A 22,347-nucleotide genomic window follows, 5' to 3' on the forward strand; every position below is an offset into this window, starting at 1 on the left:
CGGTTACATTCCGAACCCGGAAGCTAAGCCTCACAGCGCCGATGGTACTGCAGGGGGGACCCTGTGGGAGAGTAGGACGCCGCCGAACAAATTTTGAAGAAAACCCCCGGACCGGGGATACCGGTCCGGGGGTTTTCTGCGTTCAGGGACAGATTTTCCGCCCTCCGTTCACAGGGGCGGCTTGCGGAATTCTCCGTCTTTACAGGCGGCCTGCGGACTTCAGGGCCAGATAGGCGTCCGCGAGGGCCGGCGCGAGGTCGTCAGGGGTCGCGTCGACGACGGTGACCCCGTGCCGCCGCAGCGTCTCGGCCGTGCGTTCACGTGCCGCCTCGGCCTGGGCCGCCGCCGCTGCCTCGTACACCGCGTCGATGTCTCCCCGGGCCTTCGCCATGCGGGCGACGTGCGGGTCCGCGACCGAGGCCAGCAGCACCGTATGGCGCTGGGTGAGGCTGGAGAGCACGGGGAGCAGGCCCTCCTCGACAGGGGCCGCGTCGAGCGTCGTCAGGAGCACGATCAAGGAGCGTCGAGGGGTCGTGCGCAAGGCCGTCGCGGTCAGGCCGCGGGCATCCGTCTCGACGAGCTCCGGTTCGAGGCCGGCCATCGCGTTGACCAGGGACGGAAGGACGTCGCCTGCCGCACGGCCCTGGACGAGGGCGCGTACCCGGCGGTCGTAGGCGAGGAGGTCCACGCGGTCACCGGCGCGGGAGGCCAGGGCGGCCAGGAGCAGGGCCGCGTCCATGGAGGCGTCGAGGCGGGGCGCGTCGCCCACGCGGCCCGCGGAGGTGCGGCCGGTGTCGAGGACCAGGAGGATGTGGCGGTCGCGCTCGGGACGCCAGGTGCGTACGGCGACGGCTGTCCTGCGGGCCGTGGCGCGCCAGTCGATGGACCGGGTGTCGTCGCCGGGAACGTACTCGCGCAGACTGTCGAACTCCGTGCCCTCACCGCGCGTCAGCACGCTGGTGCGGCCGTCGAGTTCACGGAGCCGGGCCAGTTTGGAGGGGAGGTGCTTACGGCTGGTGAAAGGGGGCAGGACGCGTACGGTCCAGGGGACTTCGTGGCTGCCCTGACGGGAGAACAGACCGAGCGGCCCGAACGAGCGGATCGTGACACGGTCGGCCCTGCGGTCGCCGCGGCGCGTGGGGCGCAGACGGGTCGTCAGACGGCGGCGTTCGCCGGCGGGGACCGTCAGACGGTGCCGGGATGCCTCGACCTCCGTGCCGGGTTCCCAACTGCTCGGCGGCCAGGCGTCCCTGAGGTGTGCGCGCAGGGGTCGGCCGGAGGGGTTGGTGACGGTGAGCGTGACGTCCGCCGATTCACCGAGGCGCACCGAGGTGTCCCCGGAGCGGGTCAGGCCCAGCCGCCGTACGGGAGCCGCGAGGGTGGCGTCGCAGGCGCAGGCCAGGGCCAGGGGGACGTTCACGGCGAGGACGCCTGTCCAGCTGGGGCCCCAGATACCGACGGGAATCGCGCCCAGGGCCGCCAGGAGAGCGGCGCGTCCGGTGAGTGCCATCAGCGGGGGACGGGGACGTGGGCGAGGATCGCGTTGATGACCGAGTCGGCCGTCACGCCCTCCATCTCGGCCTCGGGGCGGAGCTGGACGCGGTGGCGGAGGGTCGGCAGGGCCAGGGCCTTGACGTCGTCGGGGATGACGTAGTCACGGCCGGTCAGCCAGGCCCAGGCGCGGGCGGTGGCGAGCAGTGCCGTCGCGCCGCGCGGGGAGACGCCGAGGGTGAGCGACGGCGACTGGCGGGTCGCGCGGCACAGGTCGACGACGTAGCCGGTGATCTCGGGGGAGACCGTCGTCTTGGCGACCGCGGCGCGGGCGGCTTCGAGGTCGGCGGCGCCGGCGACCGGACGCAGTCCCGCGGCGCGCAGGTCGCGCGGGTTGAAGCCCTCGGAGTGGCGGGTGAGGACGTCGATCTCGTCCTGGCGGGAGGGCAGCGGGATCGTCAGTTTGAGCAGGAAGCGGTCCAGTTGGGCCTCGGGGAGCGGATACGTCCCCTCGTACTCGACCGGGTTCTGGGTCGCGGCCACGAGGAAGGGTTCGGGGAGCTTCCGGGGTGTGCCGTCGACGGTGACCTGGCGTTCCTCCATCGCCTCCAGCAGCGAGGACTGGGTCTTGGGGGGCGTGCGGTTGATCTCGTCGGCGAGCAGGAGGTTGGTGAAGACCGGGCCGGGCTGGAAGGAGAACTCGGCGGTGCGGGCGTCGTAGACGAGTGAGCCGGTGACGTCGCTCGGCATGAGGTCGGGGGTGAACTGGACGCGCTTGGTGTCGAGTTCCAGCGCGGACGCGAGTGCGCGGACGAGCAGCGTCTTGGCCACTCCGGGGACTCCTTCGAGGAGGACGTGTCCGCGGCACAGGAGGGCGACGACGAGTCCGGTCACAGCGGGGTCCTGGCCGACCACGGCTTTGGCGATCTCGGTGCGCAGGGCTTCCAGGGAGGAGCGGGCGGTGTCCGCGTCCCCGGAGTACCCGGTGTACCCGGCGTTGTCAGTGGTCGGGTCCATCATGAAATGCGTACCTCTCTTTCGAGGGCGTCGAGTTGGTCGGCGAGGGAGACGAGGGCCGCGTCGTCGTGGGGCGGCGGTCCGAAGAGGAGCGGGAGCAGGGCCTGCGAGTCGCCGTCGACGTGGGCGGCCAAGGCGGGGAGCAGGGTCTCGGGCGCGTGCGCCTGGGCCGGGGGTACGCCGATGAGGGGGGCGAGGCGGGTGCGGGTGGCGGAGCGGAGAGAGGCGGCCGCGCGGTCGCGGGCGGCCGCCTTGCGGTAGAGACGGGCGCGGCCTTCGGCGGTCTCGGAGGCGCGGATCGCGACGGGAAGCCGTTCGGGTACGAGGGGGCCCATGCGGCGTGCCCGCCACAGTGCCGCCACGACGGCCGCGACGAAGAGCTGCAGCGTGCCCCAGAGCCAGCCCGAGGGGAGCAGGTCGAAGAAGCTCCGGTCGCCCCCGTCGGTGGCCGAGTCGTCGGAGAGCGAGGGGAGGTACCAGACCAGATGGGGGCGGGAGCCGAGGAGTTGGAGCGCGAGCGAGGCGTTGCCCTGCTCGTCGAGACGTTCGTTGAAGAGGATGTCGGGGGCGCCGAGCACGACGGTGTCGCCGCTTCCGGAGCGGGCCGGCACGCGCAGGAGCGTGGGCAGTCCGTCGCTCGGGTAGCAGGTGTCGGCGTCCGGGTCGCCGGTGCTGTAGCGGATGCCGCCCGTGTCGGCGCTGCCCGCCCGGCGGGCGGCGGGCAGACCGCAGCGGGGGGAGAGCGTCGAGCCGAAGCTGACCGCGGGGTCGGCGGTGACGCCGGGGGCGAGGGTGCCGAGGGAGGGCGGTCCGGGGGAGACCAGGACCATGCGGCCGCCGGAGCGTTCCGTCGCCGTGTGCAGAAGGGTCTGCTGGCGTTCGGTCAGCAGGTCGGGGGACGCGATCAGCAGGGTCGTGTCGGGGCCGGCCGCGGAGCGGGCTTCGCCGGTGGTGGTGACCACGCGCGTGGAGACCCCCTGGTCGGCGAGGAGCCGGGCGACGGCCAGGCTGCCGGAGGGGTCCGCGGAGCGCGGGTCGAGGCGGCCGTGCCGGGCGTCCGAGCGGACCGCGGCTATCGCGACGGCGGCCACCAGCAGGAGGACGAGAGCGAGGACGACTCCGCGCGTGCGCGTCCACAACTGGCGGGCGGTGGGCGAGGACGAGGTGGGGGCGAGGGCGGCCTCGGTCATGAGGAGGCCCCCTGGCGGCCGCCCCGGGCCGTGCTCGGGTTCGTGCCGGGGGCGTCGGTGAGGACGGGCCGGGTGCGTTCCAGGTCGCGGTCGAGCTCGGTGAGGCGCTGGTACGCGCGGGGGTCGCCGGAGCGGCCTCCGTACGTGATGTCGTCGAAGTCGCGTGCCGCGGCGCGCAGCCGGTCGGTGTGGGAGGGCAGGGAGCGGCCCGCCTCCGCCGCCGCCTCGTCGGCCGTGCGGCCGGGGCGCGGATCGAGCAGGGCGCGTTCCTCCAGGGACCGCACGACGGCGCGCATCCGTTCCTGGACGGCCTGGTTCCAGTGGCCCTGGGCGGCGTGCGCCTCGGCGGCGGCGCGGTGTTCGGCGGCGCTCCTGGGGCGGTCGTCGAAGAGGGCTGCGGACGAGGCGGGGGTGCGGTGCGGGGTGCCCAGCCGCCACCACAGGGCGGCCAGCACCGCGACGACGGCGAGGACGACGACGACGAGTCCGAGCGTTCCGCCGGGTGTCGCGGACGAGGCGGCGCCGAACAGTCTGCCGACCCAGTCCCAGAACGCGTTCAGGGCGCGCTGGACGAGGCCGGGGTCGTTCTCGTGGTACATCCGCTTGGACAGTTCGCGTCTGGCCGCCTCCCGTGCGGCCTCGCGCGGTGTGGTCACCGGTGGTGTGCCGCCGTGGGACAGCGCGAGGGCCGTCGCCGTACCGGTGTGCGGCCCCGTGAGCGCCGCCGTGAGAACTCCCCCCGCCCCGTTCACCGCATCAACTCCCTGGTGTGGTGCCGGTGGTGCCGTAGCCCTGGAGGCCGGCGGCCCGGGCCAGGTCGAGGTCGAGGGCCTCCCGGCGGATGCGCCGGTCGATGTACAGGAGCACCGTGACGCCCGCGGTGATCGGGAAGGTGATCATGGAGCCGATCACCGAGCCGATGCCGCTGACGATGAGGAAGGTCCAGCCGAGGTCGCCGCCGGAGCTGTCCAGGAAGCCGGCGAAGCCGTCGCCGCTGAGTGCGGCGGCGAGGACGGCGAAGGGGATCACGATGATCGACGCCACGATGTTGGCGATGATCGTGGCGAGGAGCTGGATGCCGAACACCCGCCACCAGGAGCCCTTGACGAGCTTGGCGGAGCGGCGCATCGACTTCACGATGCCCTGCTTCTCCAGCATCAGGGCGGGGGAGGCGAGCGAGAAGCGGATCATCAGCCAGAGGGCGACGAAGCCCGCGGCGAAGGCGCCGAGGACGGTGAGCGCGAGGCCGGCGTCGGTCGATCCGCCCGCGATGACGAGCAGACCCGGCAGCGCGCCGGCGGTGAGGATCGCGACGGCGATGAGCGGGAGCAGCAGGGTCAGGCCGAACAGCTTCGCGAGCTGGGGACGGGCGTCCCGCCACGCCTCGCTCGTGGTCACCGGCTTGCCGATCACGGCGCGGCTGGTCACCGAGGTGAGCAGGGCCGTCGCGACGATGGTGCCGAGCAGGGTGACGAGCAGGACGAGACCGGAGCTGAGCATGGTGCTGCCCATGGCCCGGCTCAGCTCGCCGAGGGTGGCGCTCGGGTCGTTGAGCGCCTCGGTGTCGGCGCTGTCGTCCAGGACGAAGCCCTGGAGCAGGATGACGGCGACCTGCGTGACGACGGCGACGGCCAGCGAGATGCCGAGGACCGTGCGCCAGTAGCTGCGCATGGTCGAGACGGCGCCGTCCAGGATCTCGCCGACGCCGAGCGGGCGCAGCGGGATCACGCCGGGCTTGGCGGCGGGCGGATGCGCGCCCCAGGTGCCGCCCCAGCCGGCCGGTCCGCCGGGACCGCCCTGACCGGGGCCGCCCCAGCCGCCGTATCCGCCGCCCGGGCCGCCGGGAGGCCGGCCGCCCCAGCCCTGACCGGGCGCGGGGGGCGGCGGGGCCTGTGGGTGCCCCTGCGTGCCGGGCGTGGACCACTGGCCGGGCGGAGGCTGCTCCTTGGACCACTTCGAGGGCTGCTCGGGCGGGTTCGCTCCGTCCTGGTCCGCGGGGCGCGGGGTGCCGGAGGGGTCCGGCGCCTCTTCGCCGGAGGGGGCGGATCCGGGCGACGCCCAGCCCGGAGTGTCGTTCATCGTCGCTCCTTCACGGTGCCCGTCCCGCGGTCGCGGCGGCAGGTTGACAGTCATCGTGTCACGGCGCGCCCGTCAAGGGACGGGCCCCGTATGGGCTGCACACCTTCAATTGTCCGCCGGTTACGGGGCAGACTGGGCGAATGGCCGATCACTACGCGCAGCCCCGCGAGGACAGCGGGCCGACGCAGACACCCGCGATCCGCTGGCACGAGCCGCCCGAAGGCCCTGTGGTGGTCCTTCTCGACCAGACACGGCTTCCCGCGGAGGAGGTCGAGCTCGTGTGCACGGACGCGCCGGCACTGGTGGAGGCGATCCGTACGCTCGCCGTGCGCGGGGCGCCGCTCCTCGGGATCGCCGGCGCGTACGGTGTCGCGCTCGCCGCCGTACGCGGCTTCGACGTGGAGGAGGCCGCCCAGGCGCTGGCCGGTGCCCGGCCGACCGCCGTGAACCTCGCGGTCGGTGTGCGCCGGGCGCGGGCGGCCCACCGGGCGGTGCTCTCCGCGGGCGGCGACGAGGCGGCGGCCGCGGCGGCGGCGCTCGCCGCGGCGCGGGCGCTGCACCGCGAGGACGCCGAGGCGAGTTCCCGCATGGCCCGGCACGGGCTGGCGCTGCTCGACGAGCTGCTGCCGGGCGGCAGCCACCGGGTGCTCACGCACTGCAACACCGGCGCGCTGGTCTCCGGCGGTGAGGGCACCGCGTTCGCCGTGGCGCTCGCCGCGCACCGGGCGGGGCAGCTCCGGCGGCTCTGGGTGGACGAGACGCGGCCCCTGCTGCAGGGTGCCCGTCTGACGGCCTACGAGGCCGCTCGCAGCGGTATGGCGTACACCTTGCTGACGGACAACGCGGCGGGCTCGCTGTTCGCGGCGGGCGAGGTGGACGCGGTGCTGATCGGGGCCGACCGCATCGCCGCCGACGGTTCGGTGGCGAACAAGGTGGGGAGCTATCCGCTCGCGGTGCTGGCCAGGTACCACCACGTGCCGTTCGTCGTGGTGGCGCCGGTGACGACGATCGATCCCGACACGCCCGACGGCGCGTCCATCGAGGTCGAGCAGCGCGCGGGTCATGAAGTGACGGAGATCGCAGCTCCGCAGGTACCGGGGGCGGGGGCGGAGCCGGGAGGAGGTATACCTGTGGCACCCCTGGGGACCCAGGCGTACAACCCGGCGTTCGACGTGACGCCGCCGGAGTTGATCACGGCGATCGTCACCGAAGAGGGCGTTGTTTCGCCCGTGACGGCTGAGGCTCTCGCCGAGCTGTGTGACTTGTCACGCCAGGTAACGATTTAGTTAATGGGATGATGTCGTTTATGAAGGGACGAGTCCTTGTCGTCGATGACGACACCGCACTGGCCGAGATGCTCGGCATCGTGTTGCGTGGTGAAGGTTTTGAGCCGTCTTTCGTAGCCGACGGCGACAAGGCGCTGGCCGCTTTCCGCGACGCCAAGCCCGACCTGGTGCTCCTGGACCTCATGCTGCCCGGACGGGACGGCATCGAGGTGTGTCGCCTGATCAGGGCGGAGTCCGGGGTGCCGATCGTGATGCTCACGGCGAAGAGCGACACCGTCGATGTCGTGGTCGGCCTCGAGTCGGGCGCCGACGACTACATCGTGAAGCCGTTCAAGCCAAAAGAGCTGGTGGCGCGGATCAGGGCGCGGCTGCGCCGTTCGGAGGAGCCGGCGCCCGAGCAGCTGTCGATCGGCGATCTCGTCATCGACGTCGCCGGTCACTCTGTGAAGCGGGAAGGCGTGTCGATCGCGCTGACGCCTCTGGAGTTCGACCTGCTGGTCGCCCTGGCGCGCAAGCCGTGGCAGGTGTTCACGCGTGAGGTCCTCCTGGAGCAGGTGTGGGGCTACCGGCACGCGGCGGACACCCGTCTGGTCAACGTGCACGTCCAGCGGCTGCGCTCCAAGGTCGAGAAGGACCCGGAGCGTCCGGAGATCGTGGTGACAGTACGAGGCGTCGGATACAAGGCAGGACCGAGCTGACATGTCGTTGGACAGTGCCGCTTCGGCGTCCGCTGAGCTGGGGGATCGTTCGGGGCGGCCTGTCGGCCGGAAGATGAGGGGCTCCCGCTGGGAGCGGTTCTTCGAGGGAGGGCTGCTCCAGGGCGGGGTCCAGGGCAGTCCGGTCCTCCGGCTGCTCATACGCTGGGTGCGCCGTCCGCTGCTGCCCGTGATGCGGCTGTGGCGGCGCAACATCCAGCTCAGGATCGTCGCCACGACGCTGCTGATGTCGATGGGCGTCGTCCTGCTCCTCGGCTTCGTCGTGATCGGGCAGGTGCGCAACGGCCTGCTGGACGCCAAGGTGAGGGCCTCGCAGAGCCAGGCCACCGGTGGTTTCGCGGTGGCCAAGCAGCAGGCGGACGCGGCGGCGACGGCGAACGGCGACGACCGTTCGGCCACGGACGGCCGGACGTCGAGGAACGTCAGCGCGTGGATGACCGACCTCGTCGTGTCCCTGTCCAGTGGTGGGCAGGGCGCGTTCGACGTGGTGACGCTGAACTCCACCGCCTCGGGCGACGGCAGCAGCGGCCTCGCGCCGCGGTCCTCGGGCGGGGTCGACTCGACGGTCAGCATCCCCGAGAACCTGCGCGTCCGGCTCGACAAGAGCACCTCGGCGGCGCAGAGCTACACCCGTGTCGTCTACAAGGACGGCAAGGAGTCCCAGCCGGCGCTGGTCATCGGCAAGCAGGTCAGCGACCCCAACGGGGACCCGTACCAGCTCTACTACCTCTTCCCGCTGACGCAGGAGGAGAAGTCGCTGAGCCTGGTCAAGGGGACCCTCGCGACGGCCGGCCTGTTCGTCGTGGTGCTCCTCGGGGCCATCGCCTGGCTCGTGGTGCGCCAGGTCGTCACACCGGTGCGGATGGCGGCCGGGATCGCCGAGCGGCTCTCCGCCGGACGCCTCCAGGAACGTATGAAGGTCACCGGCGAGGACGACATCGCGCGCCTCGGCGAGGCCTTCAACAAGATGGCGCAGAACCTCCAGCTCAAGATCCAGCAGCTCGAGGACCTGTCACGGATGCAGCGGCGGTTCGTCTCCGACGTGTCGCACGAACTGCGCACACCGCTGACCACCGTGCGGATGGCGGCCGACGTCATCCACGACGCGCGCGTGGACTTCGATCCGGTGACCGCGCGGTCGGCCGAACTCCTCGCCGACCAGCTCGACCGCTTCGAGACGCTCCTCGCCGACCTGCTGGAGATCAGCCGGTTCGACGCGGGCGCGGCGGCGCTGGAGGCCGACGCCATCGACCTCAGGGAGGTCGTACGACGGGTGGTCGGCGGCGCCGAGCCGCTCGCGGAGCGCAAGGGCACCCGCATACGCGTCGTCGGAGACCAGCAGCCGCTGATCGCCGAGGCGGACGCCCGGCGGGTCGAGCGGGTGCTGCGCAACCTCGTCGTCAACGCCGTGGAACACGGCGAGGGCAAGGACGTCGTCGTCAAGCTCGCCTCGGCGGGCGGAGCGGTCGCGATCGCGGTCCGCGACTACGGCGTCGGCCTCAAGCCCGGCGAGGCGACCCGGGTGTTCAGCCGCTTCTGGCGGGCCGACCCGGCACGCGCGCGTACCACCGGCGGCACCGGTCTGGGGCTCTCCATCGCCCTGGAGGACGCACGGCTGCACGGCGGCTGGCTCCAGGCGTGGGGCGAGCCCGGCGGCGGTTCGCAGTTCCGGCTGACCCTGCCGCGGACGGCGGACGAGCCGCTCAGGGGATCACCGATACCCCTGGAACCCAAGGACTCCCGGCGCAACCGGGGGCTCGACGGCGCCGGACTGCCGCACGGCGGTGGTACGAAGCGCGCCACGGTTCCCCTGCAGCAGACCGGCTCCGCGGCGGATCCGATACCGCCGCGCGGGGCCATGACGCCGCGACTGGCCGGGGCCTCGCCCACGGCCGACCCGACGGCGCTGCCGGGCAGCGGCGCTCGCGTGGTGCCCCGGCCCGCCGGGACGCTGCGCCGCCAGGAGGAGACATCCGGCACCGGCCGGGAACGGCCCGCGCAGGAGCGGGGGCGGGACGGCGAGACGCCGGAGGAGCTCGGACATGGGGAGGCATCTCGTGGGCGCTGACCGCGGGGGGAACGGCGTCCGCGGACGCCGTTCGGCAAGCGTCGTGGTGTACGCGAGCTGCGGAGCCCTGCTGCTGGCGGGATGCGCCACGATGCCGGACAGCGGGGACCTGCGCGGGGTGGAGTCCACCCCGCGCCAGGACTCGCAGGTCCGCGTCTACGCCATGCCGCCGCATCCCGGTGCCTCGGCGGCGGAGATCGTGCAGGGCTTCCTGGAAGCGCTGACCAGCGACGACGCCAAGTACGAGACGGCCGGCAAGTACCTCACCGACAGCGCGCGCAAGACGTGGGACCCGTACCGCTCGACGACGGTCCTCGCGGACGCGCCGGAGCCGGTCGGGGCGCCTTCGAGGGCCAAGGAGGGCAGCCAGGACGTCCTGTTCCGGCTGAACGGCAGCAAGGTCGCCGCCGTGGACGCCCGGCACGCCTACGGTCCGGACGCCGGGCAGTACAGCGGGTCGGTGCATCTGACCAAGCTCAAGAGCAGCAAGCAGTGGCGCATCGACGGGCTCCCGCAGGGCGTCGTGATGGGCGCGTCCGACTTCCAGCGCAACTACGTGTCCGTGAACAAGTACTACTACGCGTCGAACGGGGCTTCCGGAACCGACCGTCCCCTGGGGACCGTCGCCGACCCGGTCTACGTGCGCGCGCAGGTGGACCCCATGACGCAGATCGTGCGCGCCCTGCTGAAGGGGCCCACGAGCTGGCTGGACCCGGTGGTCAGGTCGAGCTTCCCCTCGGGCACGGAGCTGAAGAACAGCGACGTGTCGCTGTCGCCCGACGACCGCAACAGCGTCACGGTGCCGTTGAACGCGCGGGCCGACCGGGTCGGGAGCGCCCAGTGCCGGCAGATGGCGGCCCAGATCCTGCTCACCCTCCGGGACCTGACCCCCACCGGCGTCGACGAGGTGGAGCTCGAGAGGTCGAACGGCTCGCAGCTGTGCGTGCTGGCCAAGGCCAAGGCCGAGAGCATCGCCTCGCACGGTACGGGCGAGCACCCGGAGTACCAGTACTTCATCGACCACGAGCAGCGGCTCGTACGGATGCCCAGCGGCAACCGCGACAAGAAGCCCGAGCCGGTGCCCGGTGCGCTGGGCGAGGGCGGCAAGAAGCTGCGGGCGGCCGCGGTGTCGCGGGACGAGGACACCGCCGCCGGAGTTTCGGCCGACGGCCGGAACCTGTACGTCGGGTCGCTGATGTCGGGCGGTTCGCTCGCCGAGCCGGTGGTGCGCAGCCAGGGCGGGACGGCCGACGACCGGCTGACCACGCCGAGCTGGGACGCGCGCGGCGACCTGTGGGTGGCCGACCGCGACCCGAAGAAACCGAGGCTCCTCCTGCTGCGCAAGGGCGAGGGCGAGCCCGTGGTCGTGCAGGCGCCGGAGCTCGACGGGCGCATCGAGGCGGTGCGGGTGGCCGCCGACGGTGTGCGCATCGCGCTGATCGTGGAGAAGGACGGCAGGAGCTCGCTCCAGATCGGCCGCATCGAGCGGTCCGGGTCCGGCGAGCCCGACGGCGCGTTCATCTTCGAACCGCGTTCCGTCGCGCCCCAGCTCGAGGAGGTCACGGCCATGTCCTGGGCCGGGGACAGCCGCCTCGTGGTGGTCGGCAGCGAGGAAGGGGGCGTGCAGCAGATGCAGTACGTCCAGGTCGACGGCTCCACTCCGCGGGGGACCTCGCCCTCCGCGCTGGCCAACGTCAAGGAGATCGCCGCGTCGGAGGACGACCAGCTGCCGCTGGTGGCGAACTCTGAGGCGGACGGGATCGTGCGGCTGTCGGCGGGAGAGCAGTGGCAGAAGGTGGTCCAGGACGGGACGGCGCCGGTGTATCCCGGCTAGAACGTCTTCGACGTCGTGTGCGTCCGCGGTGGGCCCGTCCGGTTTCCGGGCGGGCCCACCGTCGTTCCCGGGGTTGTCCACCGTCGTTCCCGGGGTTGTCCACAGGCGGTTCCCCGGGGGTTTTCCACAGGGGTGGTCGAGCGGGCCGGCCGTTGGCACAGTGGTGGCCATGCGGAGGTGGTGGCGGGACCTCACGGATCTGGTGCTGCCGGCCGAGTGCGGAGGCTGCGGGATGCCTCGCGCGGTGCTCTGTCCCGAGTGCCGTGCCGCCCTGACGGGGGCCGCTCCGTGCCGGGTGCGGCCGGTGCCCGAGCCGGCGGGGCTGTCCGTGGTGCACGCGGCGGCTCCCTACGGGGACGAGGTGCGGGCCATGCTCCTCGCCCACAAGGAGCGGGGTGCGCTGGCGCTGGCCGCACCCCTGGGCGCGGCCCTCGCGGGGGCCGTGCGGGCGGGGCTGGGGCCGGCGGGGCGCCTTGGCGCGGGACACGGGCCCGTGTCGCTGGTGCCCGTGCCGTCGGCGCGGTGGGCGGTGCGGGCGCGGGGCCATGATCCGGTGCGGCGGATCGCGCTCGCGGCGGCGGGGGAGCTGCGGCGCACCGGGACACCGGCCCGGGTGCTCGGTGTGCTGCGGCAGCGGCGTGCCGTGGCCGACCAGTCGGGGCTCAACTCCCGTCAGCGGGCGGTGAATCTGGCGGGCGCGCTGGAGGTGGCAGCCGGGGGCGAGCGGCTGCTGGCCGGAGGGGGGCGGGTCGTGCTGGTGGACGACCTGATGACGACGGGGGCGTCGCTGGCGGAGGCGGCGCGGGCGGTGAGGGCGGTGAGGACGGCGCGGTCGGGTACTCGGACGCTGCGATGGACGGGTGAGAGGACGGGACGGGTGGAGGTGTACCGGCGAATCGGGGGTAGGGAGGCCGGAGAAAGGAGTGTGATCGAGGGTGTGGAGCAGGCCGGAGAAAGGAGCGGAGAAACGGTCTGTTCGGCCGTGATCGCGGCACCTCCGGGTGCCTTCGAAATAAACCGGAACTGACCGAGAACTTGCATCGTTGCTGGTAATAAGAGGGTCAGTTCACCTGAACGGAGGTACGTATCAGTAGAGGGTGACGACATCCGTCCGGGCGAGATATGTTCGGTTGTGAGGCAATGGCGCAGGCCGTACCTCGCGCATCCGAGTGCCGAAGCATGGCTTTCCGGCAATCACCCGCATCGGTGGGGTGGAGATCTTGTCCTTGGGGGAGGAGGAGGTGAAAGTCACCGAGTCCGAGGTTCCGGGGCTCACCGGAGCCTGGTGCAAGAGGGAGATGCTCCGCCAGTGGCGCGGGGCTATCCGGGAACGGAGTTCTGCGTGGACATCGTCGTCAAGGGCCGCAAGACCGAGGTGCCTGAGCGGTTCCGCAAGCACGTGGCCGAGAAGCTGAAGCTGGAGAAGATCCAGAAGCTCGATGCCAAGGTGATCAGCCTCGACGTCGAGGTGTCCAAGGAGCCCAACCCCCGGCAGGCCGAGCGCAGCGACCGAGTGGAGATCACGCTCCACTCGCGCGGGCCGGTGATCCGGGCGGAGGCAGCGGCAAGCGACGCGTATGCAGCACTCGACCTGGCCGCGGACAAGCTCGAGGCCCGGCTGCGCAAGCAGCACGACAAGCGCTACACCCGCCGTGGCAACGGCAGGATCTCGGCGGCGGAGGTCGCCGACGTCGTCCCCGGGGCCGCGACCCTGAACGGCAGCGGTGACGTCGTCCGCGACGAGGAACCGGACGCCGTCCCCACCAAGAAGATCGGCTCGCTCGAGATCATGGGCGAAGGCCCTTGTGTCGTCCGCGAGAAGACCCACGTGGCAGCACCGATGACGCTCGACCAGGCGCTCTACGAAATGGAGCTGGTCGGGCACGACTTCTACCTTTTCGTCGACTCCGAGACGAAGGAACCCAGCGTCGTCTACCGACGCCACGCGTACGACTACGGGGTCATCCACCTCAGCACGGACCCGATGGTCACCCAGGGCGGAGCGGACGCGCCGAGCGGCGCGCTCGGCGGCTGACCGTCCCCGGTGACGGATGAGCCGGTGCCCCTGGGGGTGCGAGTGCGCCCCCAGGGGCACCGGTGTGCGACCACTTCACGCCTCGCTCCGTCACCCCGCGGACGTCCGGACATGGAATCATGGCCGGACCGGCCCAACCGGTGGGTCGTTGCCTTGGGTTGGCGATGCCGCGGAGAAACAGGCCACGGCCTTCAGGGGGAGGAACGATGGCGGACAGCTTCGGACCGATGCGTGCCGGCGACACCGGCGACGGAGTCGTCGCCTCCGGCCTGGACGGGAGCTCTTCACGCGAGGAGCCCATCAGGGTCCTCGTCGTCGACGACCACGCCCTCTTCCGACGCGGTCTGGAGATCGTGCTCGCGGCCGAGGAGGACATCCAGGTCGTCGGTGAGGCGGGGGACGGGGCGGAGGCGGTCGACAAGGCCGCCGACCTGCTGCCCGACATCGTGCTGATGGACGTACGGATGCCCAAGCGCGGCGGTATCGAGGCGTGCACCTCCATCAAGGAGGTGGCTCCCAGCGCAAAGATCATCATGCTGACGATCAGCGACGAGGAGGCCGACCTCTACGACGCGATCAAGGCGGGGGCGACCGGGTACCTCCTCAAGGAGATCTCCACGGACGAGGTGGCCACGGCCATCCGCGCGGTCGCCGACGGGCAGTCGCAGATCAGCCCCTCGATGGCGTCGAAACTGCTCACCGAGTTCAAGTCGATGATCCAGCGCACGGACGAACGCCGGCTGGTGCCCGCGCCGCGGCTCACCGACCGCGAGCTGGAGGTCCTCAAGCTGGTGGCCACGGGGATGAACAACCGTGACATCGCCAAGGAGCTCTTCATCTCCGAGAACACCGTGAAGAACCACGTGCGCAACATCCTGGAGAAGCTGCAGCTCCACTCCAGGATGGAGGCCGTGGTGTACGCGATGCGGGAGAAGATCCTCGAGATCCGCTAGGCGTCACCCCTCCGGCGTCACCCCAGGATGCGTACGAGCTCCGCGGCCAGTGGTTCGCGCAGCTCAGGGGCGTCCACCCGCTCGACCCTGACGTCCGTGCAGTCCACCCAGCCCGCGGCCTCCGCCAGGGCCTGGGCCACCGCCGGGACCGCCTTCAGGCCGTCCAGGGTGACCTGCCTGGCGACCAGCGTGCGGCCCTCCCGCGCCGGGTCGACCCGGCCGACGAGCCGGCCGCCGGCGAGCACCGGCATCGCGAAGTAGCCGTGGACCCGCTTGGGCTTGGGCGTGTACGCCTCCAGGCGATGCGTGAAGTCGAAGATCCGCTCCGTGCGCGCCCGTTCCCAGATGAGGGAGTCGAACGGCGACAGGAGCGTCGTACGGTGACGGCCGCGCGGGACCGATTCCAGCGCTGCCGGGTCCGCCCACGCGTTCCCGGCAGCTCTCGCTCCCGGGCTTCCCGCCCCGCCCTTCCCGGCCGCGCCCCTGCCCCAGCCCTCCACCGTCACGGCGACCAGACCCGAGTCCGCGATCACCGCGTCGACCTGTTCCAGCTTGAGACGGTGGTAGTCGGCGATGTCCGCGCGGGTGCCGACGCCGAGGGACTGCCCGGCCAGGCGGACGAGGCGCCGCAGGCACTCCCTGTCGTCCAGTTCGTCGTGCAGCAGGGGCTCGGGGACGGCACGCTCCGCGAGGTCGTAGACCCGCTTCCAGCCGCGCCGTTCCACGCACACCACCTCGCCGTACATCAGCGCGCGCTCGACGGCCACCTTCGTGCCCGACCAGTCCCACCACTCGCTGGTCTTCTTCGCCCCGCCCAGGTCCGTGGCCGTCAGCGGTCCTTCGGCGCGGAGCTGCTTGACGACTTGGTCGTAGACACCGTCGGGCAGGTCGTGGTTCCAGTGCGGGCGGGCGCGGTAGGCGCGGCGGCGGAACGCGAAGTGCGGCCACTCCTCCACGGGCAGGATGCAGGCCGCGTGGGACCAGTACTCGAAGGCGTGCGGTGCCGGGGGCGTCCCGCCCGGCACCGCCGACGTCCAGTACGCCTGCTCCACGGTCTTGCGGCCGACGGCGCCGAGGCGGGCGTACGGAATCAGTTCGTGGGAGCGGGCGAGGACGGAGATCGTGTCGAGCTGGACCGCGCCGAGGTGCCGCAGGACTCCGCGGACGCCCGCCCTGCGGTCCGGGGCGCCCAGGAAACCCTGTGCCCGCAGGACGATGCGGCGGGCTTCGTCCGCGGAGAGTTCGGTGGTGGGACGCGGGAGACTCGTCATGCCCACACGGTAGGCGGTGCCACTGACAACCGGGGCGCTCCGCGGCGGATCGCGGCGGTGCCGGGGCGGGAGCCGGCGCGCGAGCGCGCGGGACCCCGGGCGAGAGCCGCCGCTGTGCTCACCTGGCCGGCAGGTACGGCGCCGTCGACGGCAGGCCGAGGTCCGAGGGGAGCAGCGAGCCCACCCAGCAGTCCCTGCGCACGCCCTTGTTGTTGATGGCGGAGCGCAGGGTCCCCTCGACGGTGAAGCCGGCGCGCTCGGCGACCGCGCGGGACCCGGCGTTGCCGACCTCGGCACGCCATTCCACGCGGTCGACGGACAGGTCGGTGAAGGCCCAGCGGGAGACGGCGACGGTGGCCTCGGCGATGTAGCCGTTGCCGCGGTGCTCCTTCGTCGCCCAGTAGCCCACCTCGCCGACGCCCAGGGAGCGCATGGTGACGGAGAGCATGCCCGCCAGCTCCCCGGAGGGGAGGAAGACCCCGAAGGTGAAGGCCGAGCCGTCCGCCCAGCCCTCGGGCACGATCTGGTCCGTGAAGCCCGACGCGTGCTCGCGCAGATAGGGGGACGGGATGGTGGTCCAGCGCTGGATGTCGGGGTCCTGCGCGGCCTCGAAGACGGCGTCGGTGTCGTCCACGTCCACGGCGCGCAGGACGAGACGTTCGGTGGTCAGGGTGACGGGGTCCATCGGCCGATTCTGCTCGGGCAACCGGAGGGATGCCATTCCTTTGCCCTGTGTGAGCGGTTCGCTACTTTTCGCTGTGTGAACGCGGCACCTTCGGCGACCCCTGTCCGTTGTCCTGGTGGCTGTCCCCGGCAGACCTCCCGGTGCGGTGTGGTCCTCGCTTACGATGGCCGTTGCTCAAGCTGTGATTTGAAACTGTCTTTGAAACTGTCATCGAAACCGACCGTCCCAGGCCCGACCGGCAAGGAGACAAACCCCCGTGTCCGTCCTCTCGAAGATCATGCGTGCAGGCGAAGGCAAGATCCTGCGCAAACTGCACCGCATCGCGGACCAGGTCAACTCCATCGAAGAGGACTTCGTCGACCTCTCCGACGCCGAGCTGAGGGCCCTCACCGATGAGTACAAGCAGCGGTACGCCGACGGCGAGAGCCTCGACGACCTGATGCCCGAAGCCTTCGCGACCGTTCGCGAGGCGGCCAAGCGCGCCCTCGGCCAGCGTCACTACGACGTGCAGATCATGGGTGGCGCAGCGCTCCACCTCGGCTACGTCGCGGAGATGAAGACCGGTGAGGGCAAGACCCTCGTCGGCACCCTGCCCGCGTACCTGAACGCCCTCTCCGGAGCCGGCGTCCACCTCATCACGGTCAACGACTACCTGGCCGAGCGCGACTCCGAGATGATGGGCCGCGTCCACAAGTTCCTCGGTCTCGAGGTCGGCTGCATCCTCGCCAACATGACTCCGGCCCAGCGCCGCGAGCAGTACGCGTGCGACATCACGTACGGCACGAACAACGAGTTCGGCTTCGACTACCTGCGCGACAACATGGCCTGGTCCCAGGACGAACTCGTCCAGCGCGGCCACAACTTCGCGATCGTCGACGAGGTCGACTCCATCCTCGTCGACGAGGCCCGGACGCCGCTGATCATCTCCGGCCCGGCCGACCAGGCCACCAAGTGGTACGGCGACTTCGCCAAGCTGGTCATCCGCCTGAAGAAGGGCGAGCCCGGCAACCCCCTGAAGGGCATCGAGGAGACCGGCGACTACGAGGTCGACGAGAAGAAGCGCACCGTCGCCATCCACGAGTCCGGCGTCGGCAAGGTCGAGGACTGGCTGGGCATCGACAACCTCTACGAGTCGGTGAACACCCCGCTCGTCGGTTACCTGAACAACGCCATCAAGGCCAAGGAACTGTTCAAGAAGGACAAGGACTACGTCGTCATCGACGGCGAAGTCATGATCGTCGACGAGCACACCGGCCGTATCCTCGCCGGCCGCCGCTACAACGAGGGCATGCACCAGGCGATCGAGGCGAAGGAAGGGGTGGACATCAAGGACGAGAACCAGACGCTCGCCACGATCACCCTGCAGAACTTCTTCCGCCTCTACAAGCGCCAGGACCACAGCGGCAAGGAAGTGCCCGGTCTCTCCGGCATGACCGGTACGGCCATGACCGAGGCCGCCGAGTTCCACCAGATCTACAAGCTCGGTGTGGTCCCGATCCCGACCAACCGGCCGATGCAGCGCAAGGACCAGTCGGACCTGATCTACCGCACGGAGATCGCCAAGTTCGACGCGGTGGTCGACGACATCGCCGAGAAGCACGAGAAGGGCCAGCCGATCCTCGTCGGCACGACGTCGGTCGAGAAGTCCGAGTACCTCTCGCAGCAGCTCTCCAAGCGGGGCATCCAGCACGAGGTGCTGAACGCCAAGCAGCACGACCGGGAGGCGACGATCGTCGCCCAGGCCGGCCGCAAGGGCGCCGTCACCGTCGCGACCAACATGGCCGGCCGTGGTACCGACATCAAGCTCGGCGGCAACCCCGAGGACCTCGCGGAGGCGGAGCTGCGGCAGCGCGGCCTCGACCCCGAGGAGCACATCGAGGAGTGGGCGCACGCCCTGCCCGCGGCCCTGGAGCGGGCCGAGGCGGCGGTGAAGACCGAGAAGGACGAGGTCCACGACCTCGGCGGGCTCTACGTGCTGGGCACCGAGCGGCACGAGTCGCGGCGCATCGACAACCAGCTCCGCGGCCGAAGCGGCCGTCAGGGAGACCCGGGCGAGTCCCGCTTCTACCTCTCCCTGGGCGACGACCTGATGCGTCTGTTCAAGGCGCAGATGGTCGAGCGCGTCATGTCGATGGCGAACGTGCCGGACGACGTGCCGATCGAGAACAAGATGGTCACGCGCGCCATCGCCTCCGCCCAGTCGCAGGTCGAGCAGCAGAACTTCGAGACCCGCAAGAACGTCCTGAAGTACGACGAGGTGCTCAACCGGCAGCGCGAGGTCATCTACGGCGAGCGCCGTCGCGTCCTCGAGGGCGAGGACCTGCAGGAGCAGATCCAGCACTTCATGGACGACACCATCGACGCCTACATCGCGGCCGAGACCGCCGAGGGCTTCGCCGAGGAGTGGGACCTCGACCGGCTGTGGGGCGCCTTCAAGCAGCTCTACCCGGTGAAGGTCACCGTCGACGAGATGGAGGAGGAGGCCGGCGACCGTTCCGGTCTGACCGCCGAGTTCATCTCCGAGTCCATCAAGGACGACATCCACGACCAGTACGCGGCCCGTGAGGCGCAGCTCGGTTCCGAGATCATGCGTGAGCTGGAGCGCCGGGTCGTGCTGTCGGTCCTGGACCGCAAGTGGCGTGAGCACCTCTACGAGATGGACTACCTCCAGGAGGGCATCGGCCTGCGCGCGATGGCCCAGAAGGACCCGCTGGTCGAGTACCAGCGCGAGGGCTTCGACATGTTCAGCGCCATGATGGACGGCATCAAGGAGGAGTCCGTCGGCTACCTGTTCAACCTGGAGGTCCAGGTCGAGCAGCAGGTCGAGGAGGTCCCGGTCGAGGACTCCGCGCCGTCCCTGGCGAAGCAGGAGGCGGTCCCCGCGGGCGCGGCGCGCCCCGAGATCCGCGCCAAGGGTCTCGACGCCCCGCAGCGGCCGGACCGGCTGCACTTCTCCGCGCCGACCGTGGACGGCGAGGGCGGCGTCGTCGAGGGCGACTTCGCCAGCGACGAGCCCGTGCGGTCCGAGGCGGACGGCCTCACGCGCGCGGAGCGCCGCAAGGCGCAGAAGGGTGGCGTGCGCCGCCGCAAGAAGTGAGTGAGGGGCGCCTGCGGCGGGTGAGTGCCGTCGTACGCGACCGATGACACGGGATGGGCCGGACACCAGGTGTCCGGCCCATCCCGTTTCCGTGACCGCGTGGTCAGGGCCGCGACCGGGGGCCGGGACCGGGACCGTGGGCCGGGACCGTGGGCCGGGACCGTGGGCCGGGACCGGGGGCAGGGCCAGGGCCGGCTGGCCCCGGGGCCGGATGCCGTCGGTCCGCGGTCCGGATGCCGCGGCCGGTGGCGTTCAGTCGTGCGAGCGGGGTGCGCGGGGGCCGCCGAGTTCGATCGCGGTGCAGCGCCAGCGGAGGTCGGGGCCCTGCTCCAGGCGGAAGGCCATGGCCCGGAGCTGGTCGCCGGCGCCGATGCGGGCGAACGCCTCGACGGCGTCCGGGCGCGCGACGTAGTAGCCGATGTCCCGGACCACGGGGCGGGCGCCGCGGGTGCGCAGCGGGCCGAGCTCGGCGAGCCGGACCAGTTCGTCGTAGGCCCGGCCCGCGGTGTGGCGCAGCATGCAGTGGACGGGACGGGCACCGCTCAGCACGGCCAGCAGACGCTCGGCGAAGACGTCGGTCGGGCGGGGTGCCGGAGCGGGCCGGGGTGCCGGAGCGGGGCGCCCGGGCGTTTCGGGAGCCGCCGTGGCGGGCTTCCGGGCCCCGCCCGGGGGCAGGGGGCTCGTGCTCGTCCCTGCCCCACCGCGCGGTGGAGTGCTCGTCCCGGCCTCGTCCGGCGGCGGGATGGTCGCGGAGGGGGCGGGGGACGGGCTCGTGCCCCGGGGAGGGCTGCCGTCCGGGCGCCGGGCGGGGGCGCCCGTTCCCGGGTTGCGCGGCGGGGCACCACCGGGGCGGCGGGAGTCCCGACGGCCGGGAGGACGGGTGCCCGGGTGGCGCCTGGTCCTCGTCATCACCTTGTTCATACGTCGTCCCCGCTCGTCGTCCGGACCGGCGATACCAACCGGTAACTTTCGTGTCGGGGATCTTGTACGAGCCGGGAAGGGGCTCGCGCAAGGACGGCGGGCGCGCGCAGCGGCCTCGGGAGAATTCACCTATCAGGGTTGCCGGGAGGGGTGGAACCCTTGGCGGTGAAGGGGAGTACCGGGTGAATCGCGGGCGTGCGGTGGACGCCGGGGAGTGCGCGGCCCGGACCTCGAAAGGGGACGCCCGCACGTATCCTGAAGTCCCTCCTCAAGGCGCGGGACCGCCCTCCCCGGAGTGCTCGCACCGCGTGACCCCCGGAGCCCCGACTACGAAAGCGGCCAGCCATGCGCGTCTACGTCCCCCTGACCCTCTCCGGTCTCGCCGAGGCGTACAAGACGGGAGAGCTGCAGACGGGACCGTTCGTCGCCTACGCCGTCACGCCCGCCCTGCGCGAGTGGTACCTCTCCGAGGACATCGAGGAACTGGAGTACGCGGCGCTGAGCCGTGCCGGGCTCGCCTCGCTGCGGCTGCTCGCGGCCGATCCGGAGGCCGCGCGGCGCCGGGTCGTCGTCGCCGTCGACGTCCCGGACCGGGCGGCGGCGGCCGATCCCGACCGGGGACTCGACCCCGCGGCGCTCGGCGAGGTGCGGGTCTCCCAGGACGTGACCCTGGCGAAGGCGGCGGCCGTGCACGTCGACTCGGACGACGCCGAGGCGGACGTGACCGCGGCCGCGGCGGCGCTCGGAGCGGCGGACGCGGGGGACGACGACGCCCGGTTCACCGTCGACGGGGCCGAGGACCACGAACTGCTGTGGTTCGCCACGCAGGAGATCCCCGGGCTGGTCGGACTCGGGGGGTGACCGCCCGCGCGGCCTGCCGTTTCCCGCCCACGACGAGGCGTTGTCGGCGGCGGCGGGTACGTTCTCGGTATGGGGAAGCGAGGAAGCGCGCACATCGTGTGGGACTGGAACGGCACGCTGTTCCACGACAATGACGCGATCATCGGGGCGACGAACGCGGCGTTCACCGAGCTGGGGCTCGAGCCGATCACCTTGGAGCAGTACCGGGCGATGTACTGCGTGCCCGTGCCGAGGTTCTACGAGCGGCTGATGGGACGGCTGCCCACGGACGCCGAGTGGCAGGTCATGGACGACACCTTCCACCGGTACTACGCCGAGCACCGAGGAAGGTGCGGGCTCACCACCGGGGTGCCCGCGCTGCTCGCCGACTGGGAGGCCGCGGGCCGCAGCCAGTCGCTCCTGAGCATGTACGTGCACGAGGACCTGGTCCCGCTGGTCCGGGGCTTCGGCATCGAGCCGCACTTCGTACGGGTCGACGGGCGGACCGGTCCCTCCGGCGGCAGCAAGGCCGAGCACATGGTGCGCCACCTCGCCGCCCTCGCGGGTGTCGAACCGTCACGCGTGGTGGTGATCGGCGACGCGGTGGACGACGCGACGGCCGCGCGGCACGTCGGCGCCGGTGCCGTCCTCTACACCGGGGGCTCCCACAGCCGCGCCAGTCTGGAGGAGGCCGGCGTTCCCGTGGTGGACAGCCTGGAGGAGGCGGTCGAGGAGGCCGGGAGGCTGGCGGCCTGAGGCGTCCGCCCGCCTCCCGGACAACGCGGCCACGGGCCCTCCCCGGCAACCCGCCACGGGCCCTCCCGGACAACGCGCCGAAGGGCCCCGCCCGGCGGTCGGCCGAGG

18 protein-coding genes and 1 rRNA gene are annotated in these 22,347 nt (G+C 71.8%); 11 read left to right on the top strand and 8 right to left on the bottom strand.

Annotated elements, in window-relative coordinates; translation table 11 throughout:
• Positions 1-88: ribosomal RNA gene (gene rrf / locus ACFW6B_RS39545) — 5S ribosomal RNA — on the top strand; the annotation flags it as partial.
• Between the two features lie 111 nt (positions 89-199).
• Here the strand turns inward: rrf and ACFW6B_RS39550 are convergent.
• From ACFW6B_RS39550 to ACFW6B_RS39570, 5 genes are read right to left on the bottom strand one after another with little or no spacing between them, the layout of a single operon-like run.
• The gene (locus ACFW6B_RS39550; RefSeq protein WP_386604482.1) at positions 200-1,510 is read right to left on the bottom strand and encodes a DUF58 domain-containing protein; all 1,311 of its coding nucleotides are present in this window, start codon (positions 1,508-1,510) and stop codon (positions 200-202) included.
• On the bottom strand, positions 1,510-2,508 hold the full coding sequence (locus ACFW6B_RS39555; RefSeq protein WP_386604531.1) for an AAA family ATPase: 999 nt from the start codon (positions 2,506-2,508) through the stop codon (positions 1,510-1,512). The genes ACFW6B_RS39550 and ACFW6B_RS39555 overlap by 1 nt, the downstream gene beginning before the upstream one ends.
• Positions 2,508-3,698: a DUF4350 domain-containing protein gene (locus ACFW6B_RS39560; RefSeq protein ID WP_386604484.1), complete on the bottom strand. Its 1,191-nt coding sequence runs from the start codon at positions 3,696-3,698 to the stop codon at positions 2,508-2,510. The genes ACFW6B_RS39555 and ACFW6B_RS39560 overlap by 1 nt, the downstream gene beginning before the upstream one ends.
• On the bottom strand, positions 3,695-4,450 hold the full coding sequence (locus tag ACFW6B_RS39565; protein ID WP_386604486.1) for a DUF4129 domain-containing protein: 756 nt from the start codon (positions 4,448-4,450) through the stop codon (positions 3,695-3,697). Before ACFW6B_RS39565 ends, ACFW6B_RS39560 begins: the two co-directional genes overlap by 4 nt.
• Before the next feature lie 4 nt (positions 4,451-4,454).
• Positions 4,455-5,777 carry a glycerophosphoryl diester phosphodiesterase membrane domain-containing protein gene (locus ACFW6B_RS39570; RefSeq protein WP_386604488.1) on the bottom strand — a complete coding sequence of 441 codons (1,323 nt, stop codon included), beginning with the start codon at positions 5,775-5,777 and terminating at the stop codon, positions 4,455-4,457.
• 140 nt (positions 5,778-5,917) lie between these two features.
• Between ACFW6B_RS39570 and mtnA the strand changes: the two genes are divergently transcribed.
• The 7 genes from mtnA to ACFW6B_RS39605 all read left to right on the top strand — a co-directional run bounded on the left by mtnA (position 5,918) and on the right by ACFW6B_RS39605 (position 14,669).
• The gene (mtnA, locus tag ACFW6B_RS39575; RefSeq protein ID WP_386604490.1) at positions 5,918-7,063 is read left to right on the top strand and encodes an S-methyl-5-thioribose-1-phosphate isomerase; all 1,146 of its coding nucleotides are present in this window, start codon (positions 5,918-5,920) and stop codon (positions 7,061-7,063) included.
• 8 nt (positions 7,064-7,071) lie between these two features.
• Positions 7,072-7,761, top strand: coding sequence for a two-component system response regulator MtrA (gene mtrA, locus ACFW6B_RS39580; protein ID WP_386604493.1), 690 nt, complete (start codon positions 7,072-7,074; stop codon positions 7,759-7,761).
• 1 nt (position 7,762) lies between these two features.
• Complete coding sequence (mtrB, locus tag ACFW6B_RS39585; protein ID WP_386604496.1) at positions 7,763-9,847, top strand: MtrAB system histidine kinase MtrB; 2,085 nt, start codon at positions 7,763-7,765, stop codon at positions 9,845-9,847.
• Positions 9,822-11,681 (top strand): LpqB family beta-propeller domain-containing protein, encoded by a 1,860-nt coding sequence (locus ACFW6B_RS39590; protein WP_386604498.1) that lies wholly within the window; start codon positions 9,822-9,824, stop codon positions 11,679-11,681. Before mtrB ends, ACFW6B_RS39590 begins: the two co-directional genes overlap by 26 nt.
• Positions 11,682-11,850: 169 nt before the next feature.
• Entirely contained in the window at positions 11,851-12,708 is an 858-nt protein-coding gene (locus ACFW6B_RS39595) for a ComF family protein (RefSeq protein WP_386604500.1), read from the top strand.
• A gap of 315 nt (positions 12,709-13,023) precedes the next feature.
• Complete coding sequence (gene hpf / locus ACFW6B_RS39600; protein WP_386604502.1) at positions 13,024-13,716, top strand: ribosome hibernation-promoting factor, HPF/YfiA family; 693 nt, start codon at positions 13,024-13,026, stop codon at positions 13,714-13,716.
• Between the two features lie 206 nt (positions 13,717-13,922).
• Positions 13,923-14,669 (top strand): response regulator, encoded by a 747-nt coding sequence (locus ACFW6B_RS39605; RefSeq protein WP_386604504.1) that lies wholly within the window; start codon positions 13,923-13,925, stop codon positions 14,667-14,669.
• A 17-nt stretch (positions 14,670-14,686) separates the two neighbouring features.
• Here the strand turns inward: ACFW6B_RS39605 and ACFW6B_RS39610 are convergent, their stop codons facing one another.
• A complete protein-coding gene (locus tag ACFW6B_RS39610; RefSeq protein ID WP_386604506.1) occupies positions 14,687-15,940 on the bottom strand; it encodes a winged helix-turn-helix domain-containing protein in 1,254 nt (417 codons plus the stop codon).
• A gap of 118 nt (positions 15,941-16,058) precedes the next feature.
• Positions 16,059-16,625, bottom strand: coding sequence for a GNAT family N-acetyltransferase (locus ACFW6B_RS39615; RefSeq protein WP_386604509.1), 567 nt, complete (start codon positions 16,623-16,625; stop codon positions 16,059-16,061).
• A 256-nt stretch (positions 16,626-16,881) separates the two neighbouring features.
• Here ACFW6B_RS39615 and secA point away from each other — a divergent pair, with 256 nt between their 5' ends.
• A complete protein-coding gene (gene secA / locus ACFW6B_RS39620; protein ID WP_386604511.1) occupies positions 16,882-19,722 on the top strand; it encodes a preprotein translocase subunit SecA in 2,841 nt (946 codons plus the stop codon).
• Between the two features lie 252 nt (positions 19,723-19,974).
• On the opposite strand, the gene ACFW6B_RS39625 is transcribed toward secA, so the two are convergent.
• Positions 19,975-20,643, bottom strand: coding sequence for an Rv3235 family protein (locus tag ACFW6B_RS39625; RefSeq protein ID WP_386604513.1), 669 nt, complete (start codon positions 20,641-20,643; stop codon positions 19,975-19,977).
• 345 nt (positions 20,644-20,988) lie between these two features.
• Here ACFW6B_RS39625 and ACFW6B_RS39630 point away from each other — a divergent pair, with 345 nt between their 5' ends.
• Positions 20,989-21,504, top strand: coding sequence for a DUF6912 family protein (locus ACFW6B_RS39630; protein WP_386604515.1), 516 nt, complete (start codon positions 20,989-20,991; stop codon positions 21,502-21,504).
• A 69-nt stretch (positions 21,505-21,573) separates the two neighbouring features.
• Positions 21,574-22,239, top strand: a complete 666-nt coding sequence (locus ACFW6B_RS39635; RefSeq protein WP_386604517.1) for an HAD family hydrolase — start codon at positions 21,574-21,576, stop codon at positions 22,237-22,239.
• The last annotated feature ends 108 nt before the right edge of the window (positions 22,240-22,347 follow it).

Source organism: Streptomyces sp. NPDC058751 (assembly GCF_042746485.1).
Taxonomy (GTDB): Bacteria; Actinomycetota; Actinomycetes; order Streptomycetales; family Streptomycetaceae; genus Streptomyces.

Bases quoted from the DNA above. Each gene is read 5' to 3' on its own strand.
- ACFW6B_RS39550 (WP_386604482.1), bottom strand. From the start codon at position 1,510: ATGGCACTCACCGGACGCGCCGCTCTCCTGGCGGCCCTGGGCGCGATT.
- ACFW6B_RS39555 (WP_386604531.1), bottom strand. From the start codon at position 2,508: ATGGACCCGACCACTGACAACGCCGGGTACACCGGGTACTCCGGGGAC.
- ACFW6B_RS39560 (WP_386604484.1), bottom strand. From the start codon at position 3,698: ATGACCGAGGCCGCCCTCGCCCCCACCTCGTCCTCGCCCACCGCCCGC.
- ACFW6B_RS39570 (WP_386604488.1), bottom strand. From the start codon at position 5,777: ATGAACGACACTCCGGGCTGGGCGTCGCCCGGATCCGCCCCCTCCGGC.
- mtnA (WP_386604490.1), top strand. From the start codon at position 5,918: ATGGCCGATCACTACGCGCAGCCCCGCGAGGACAGCGGGCCGACGCAG.
- mtrA (WP_386604493.1), top strand. From the start codon at position 7,072: ATGATGTCGTTTATGAAGGGACGAGTCCTTGTCGTCGATGACGACACC.
- mtrB (WP_386604496.1), top strand. From the start codon at position 7,763: ATGTCGTTGGACAGTGCCGCTTCGGCGTCCGCTGAGCTGGGGGATCGT.
- ACFW6B_RS39590 (WP_386604498.1), top strand. From the start codon at position 9,822: ATGGGGAGGCATCTCGTGGGCGCTGACCGCGGGGGGAACGGCGTCCGC.
- ACFW6B_RS39595 (WP_386604500.1), top strand. From the start codon at position 11,851: ATGCGGAGGTGGTGGCGGGACCTCACGGATCTGGTGCTGCCGGCCGAG.
- ACFW6B_RS39605 (WP_386604504.1), top strand. From the start codon at position 13,923: ATGGCGGACAGCTTCGGACCGATGCGTGCCGGCGACACCGGCGACGGA.
- ACFW6B_RS39610 (WP_386604506.1), bottom strand. From the start codon at position 15,940: ATGACGAGTCTCCCGCGTCCCACCACCGAACTCTCCGCGGACGAAGCC.
- ACFW6B_RS39615 (WP_386604509.1), bottom strand. From the start codon at position 16,625: ATGGACCCCGTCACCCTGACCACCGAACGTCTCGTCCTGCGCGCCGTG.
- ACFW6B_RS39625 (WP_386604513.1), bottom strand. From the start codon at position 20,643: ATGAACAAGGTGATGACGAGGACCAGGCGCCACCCGGGCACCCGTCCT.
- ACFW6B_RS39630 (WP_386604515.1), top strand. From the start codon at position 20,989: ATGCGCGTCTACGTCCCCCTGACCCTCTCCGGTCTCGCCGAGGCGTAC.
- ACFW6B_RS39635 (WP_386604517.1), top strand. From the start codon at position 21,574: ATGGGGAAGCGAGGAAGCGCGCACATCGTGTGGGACTGGAACGGCACG.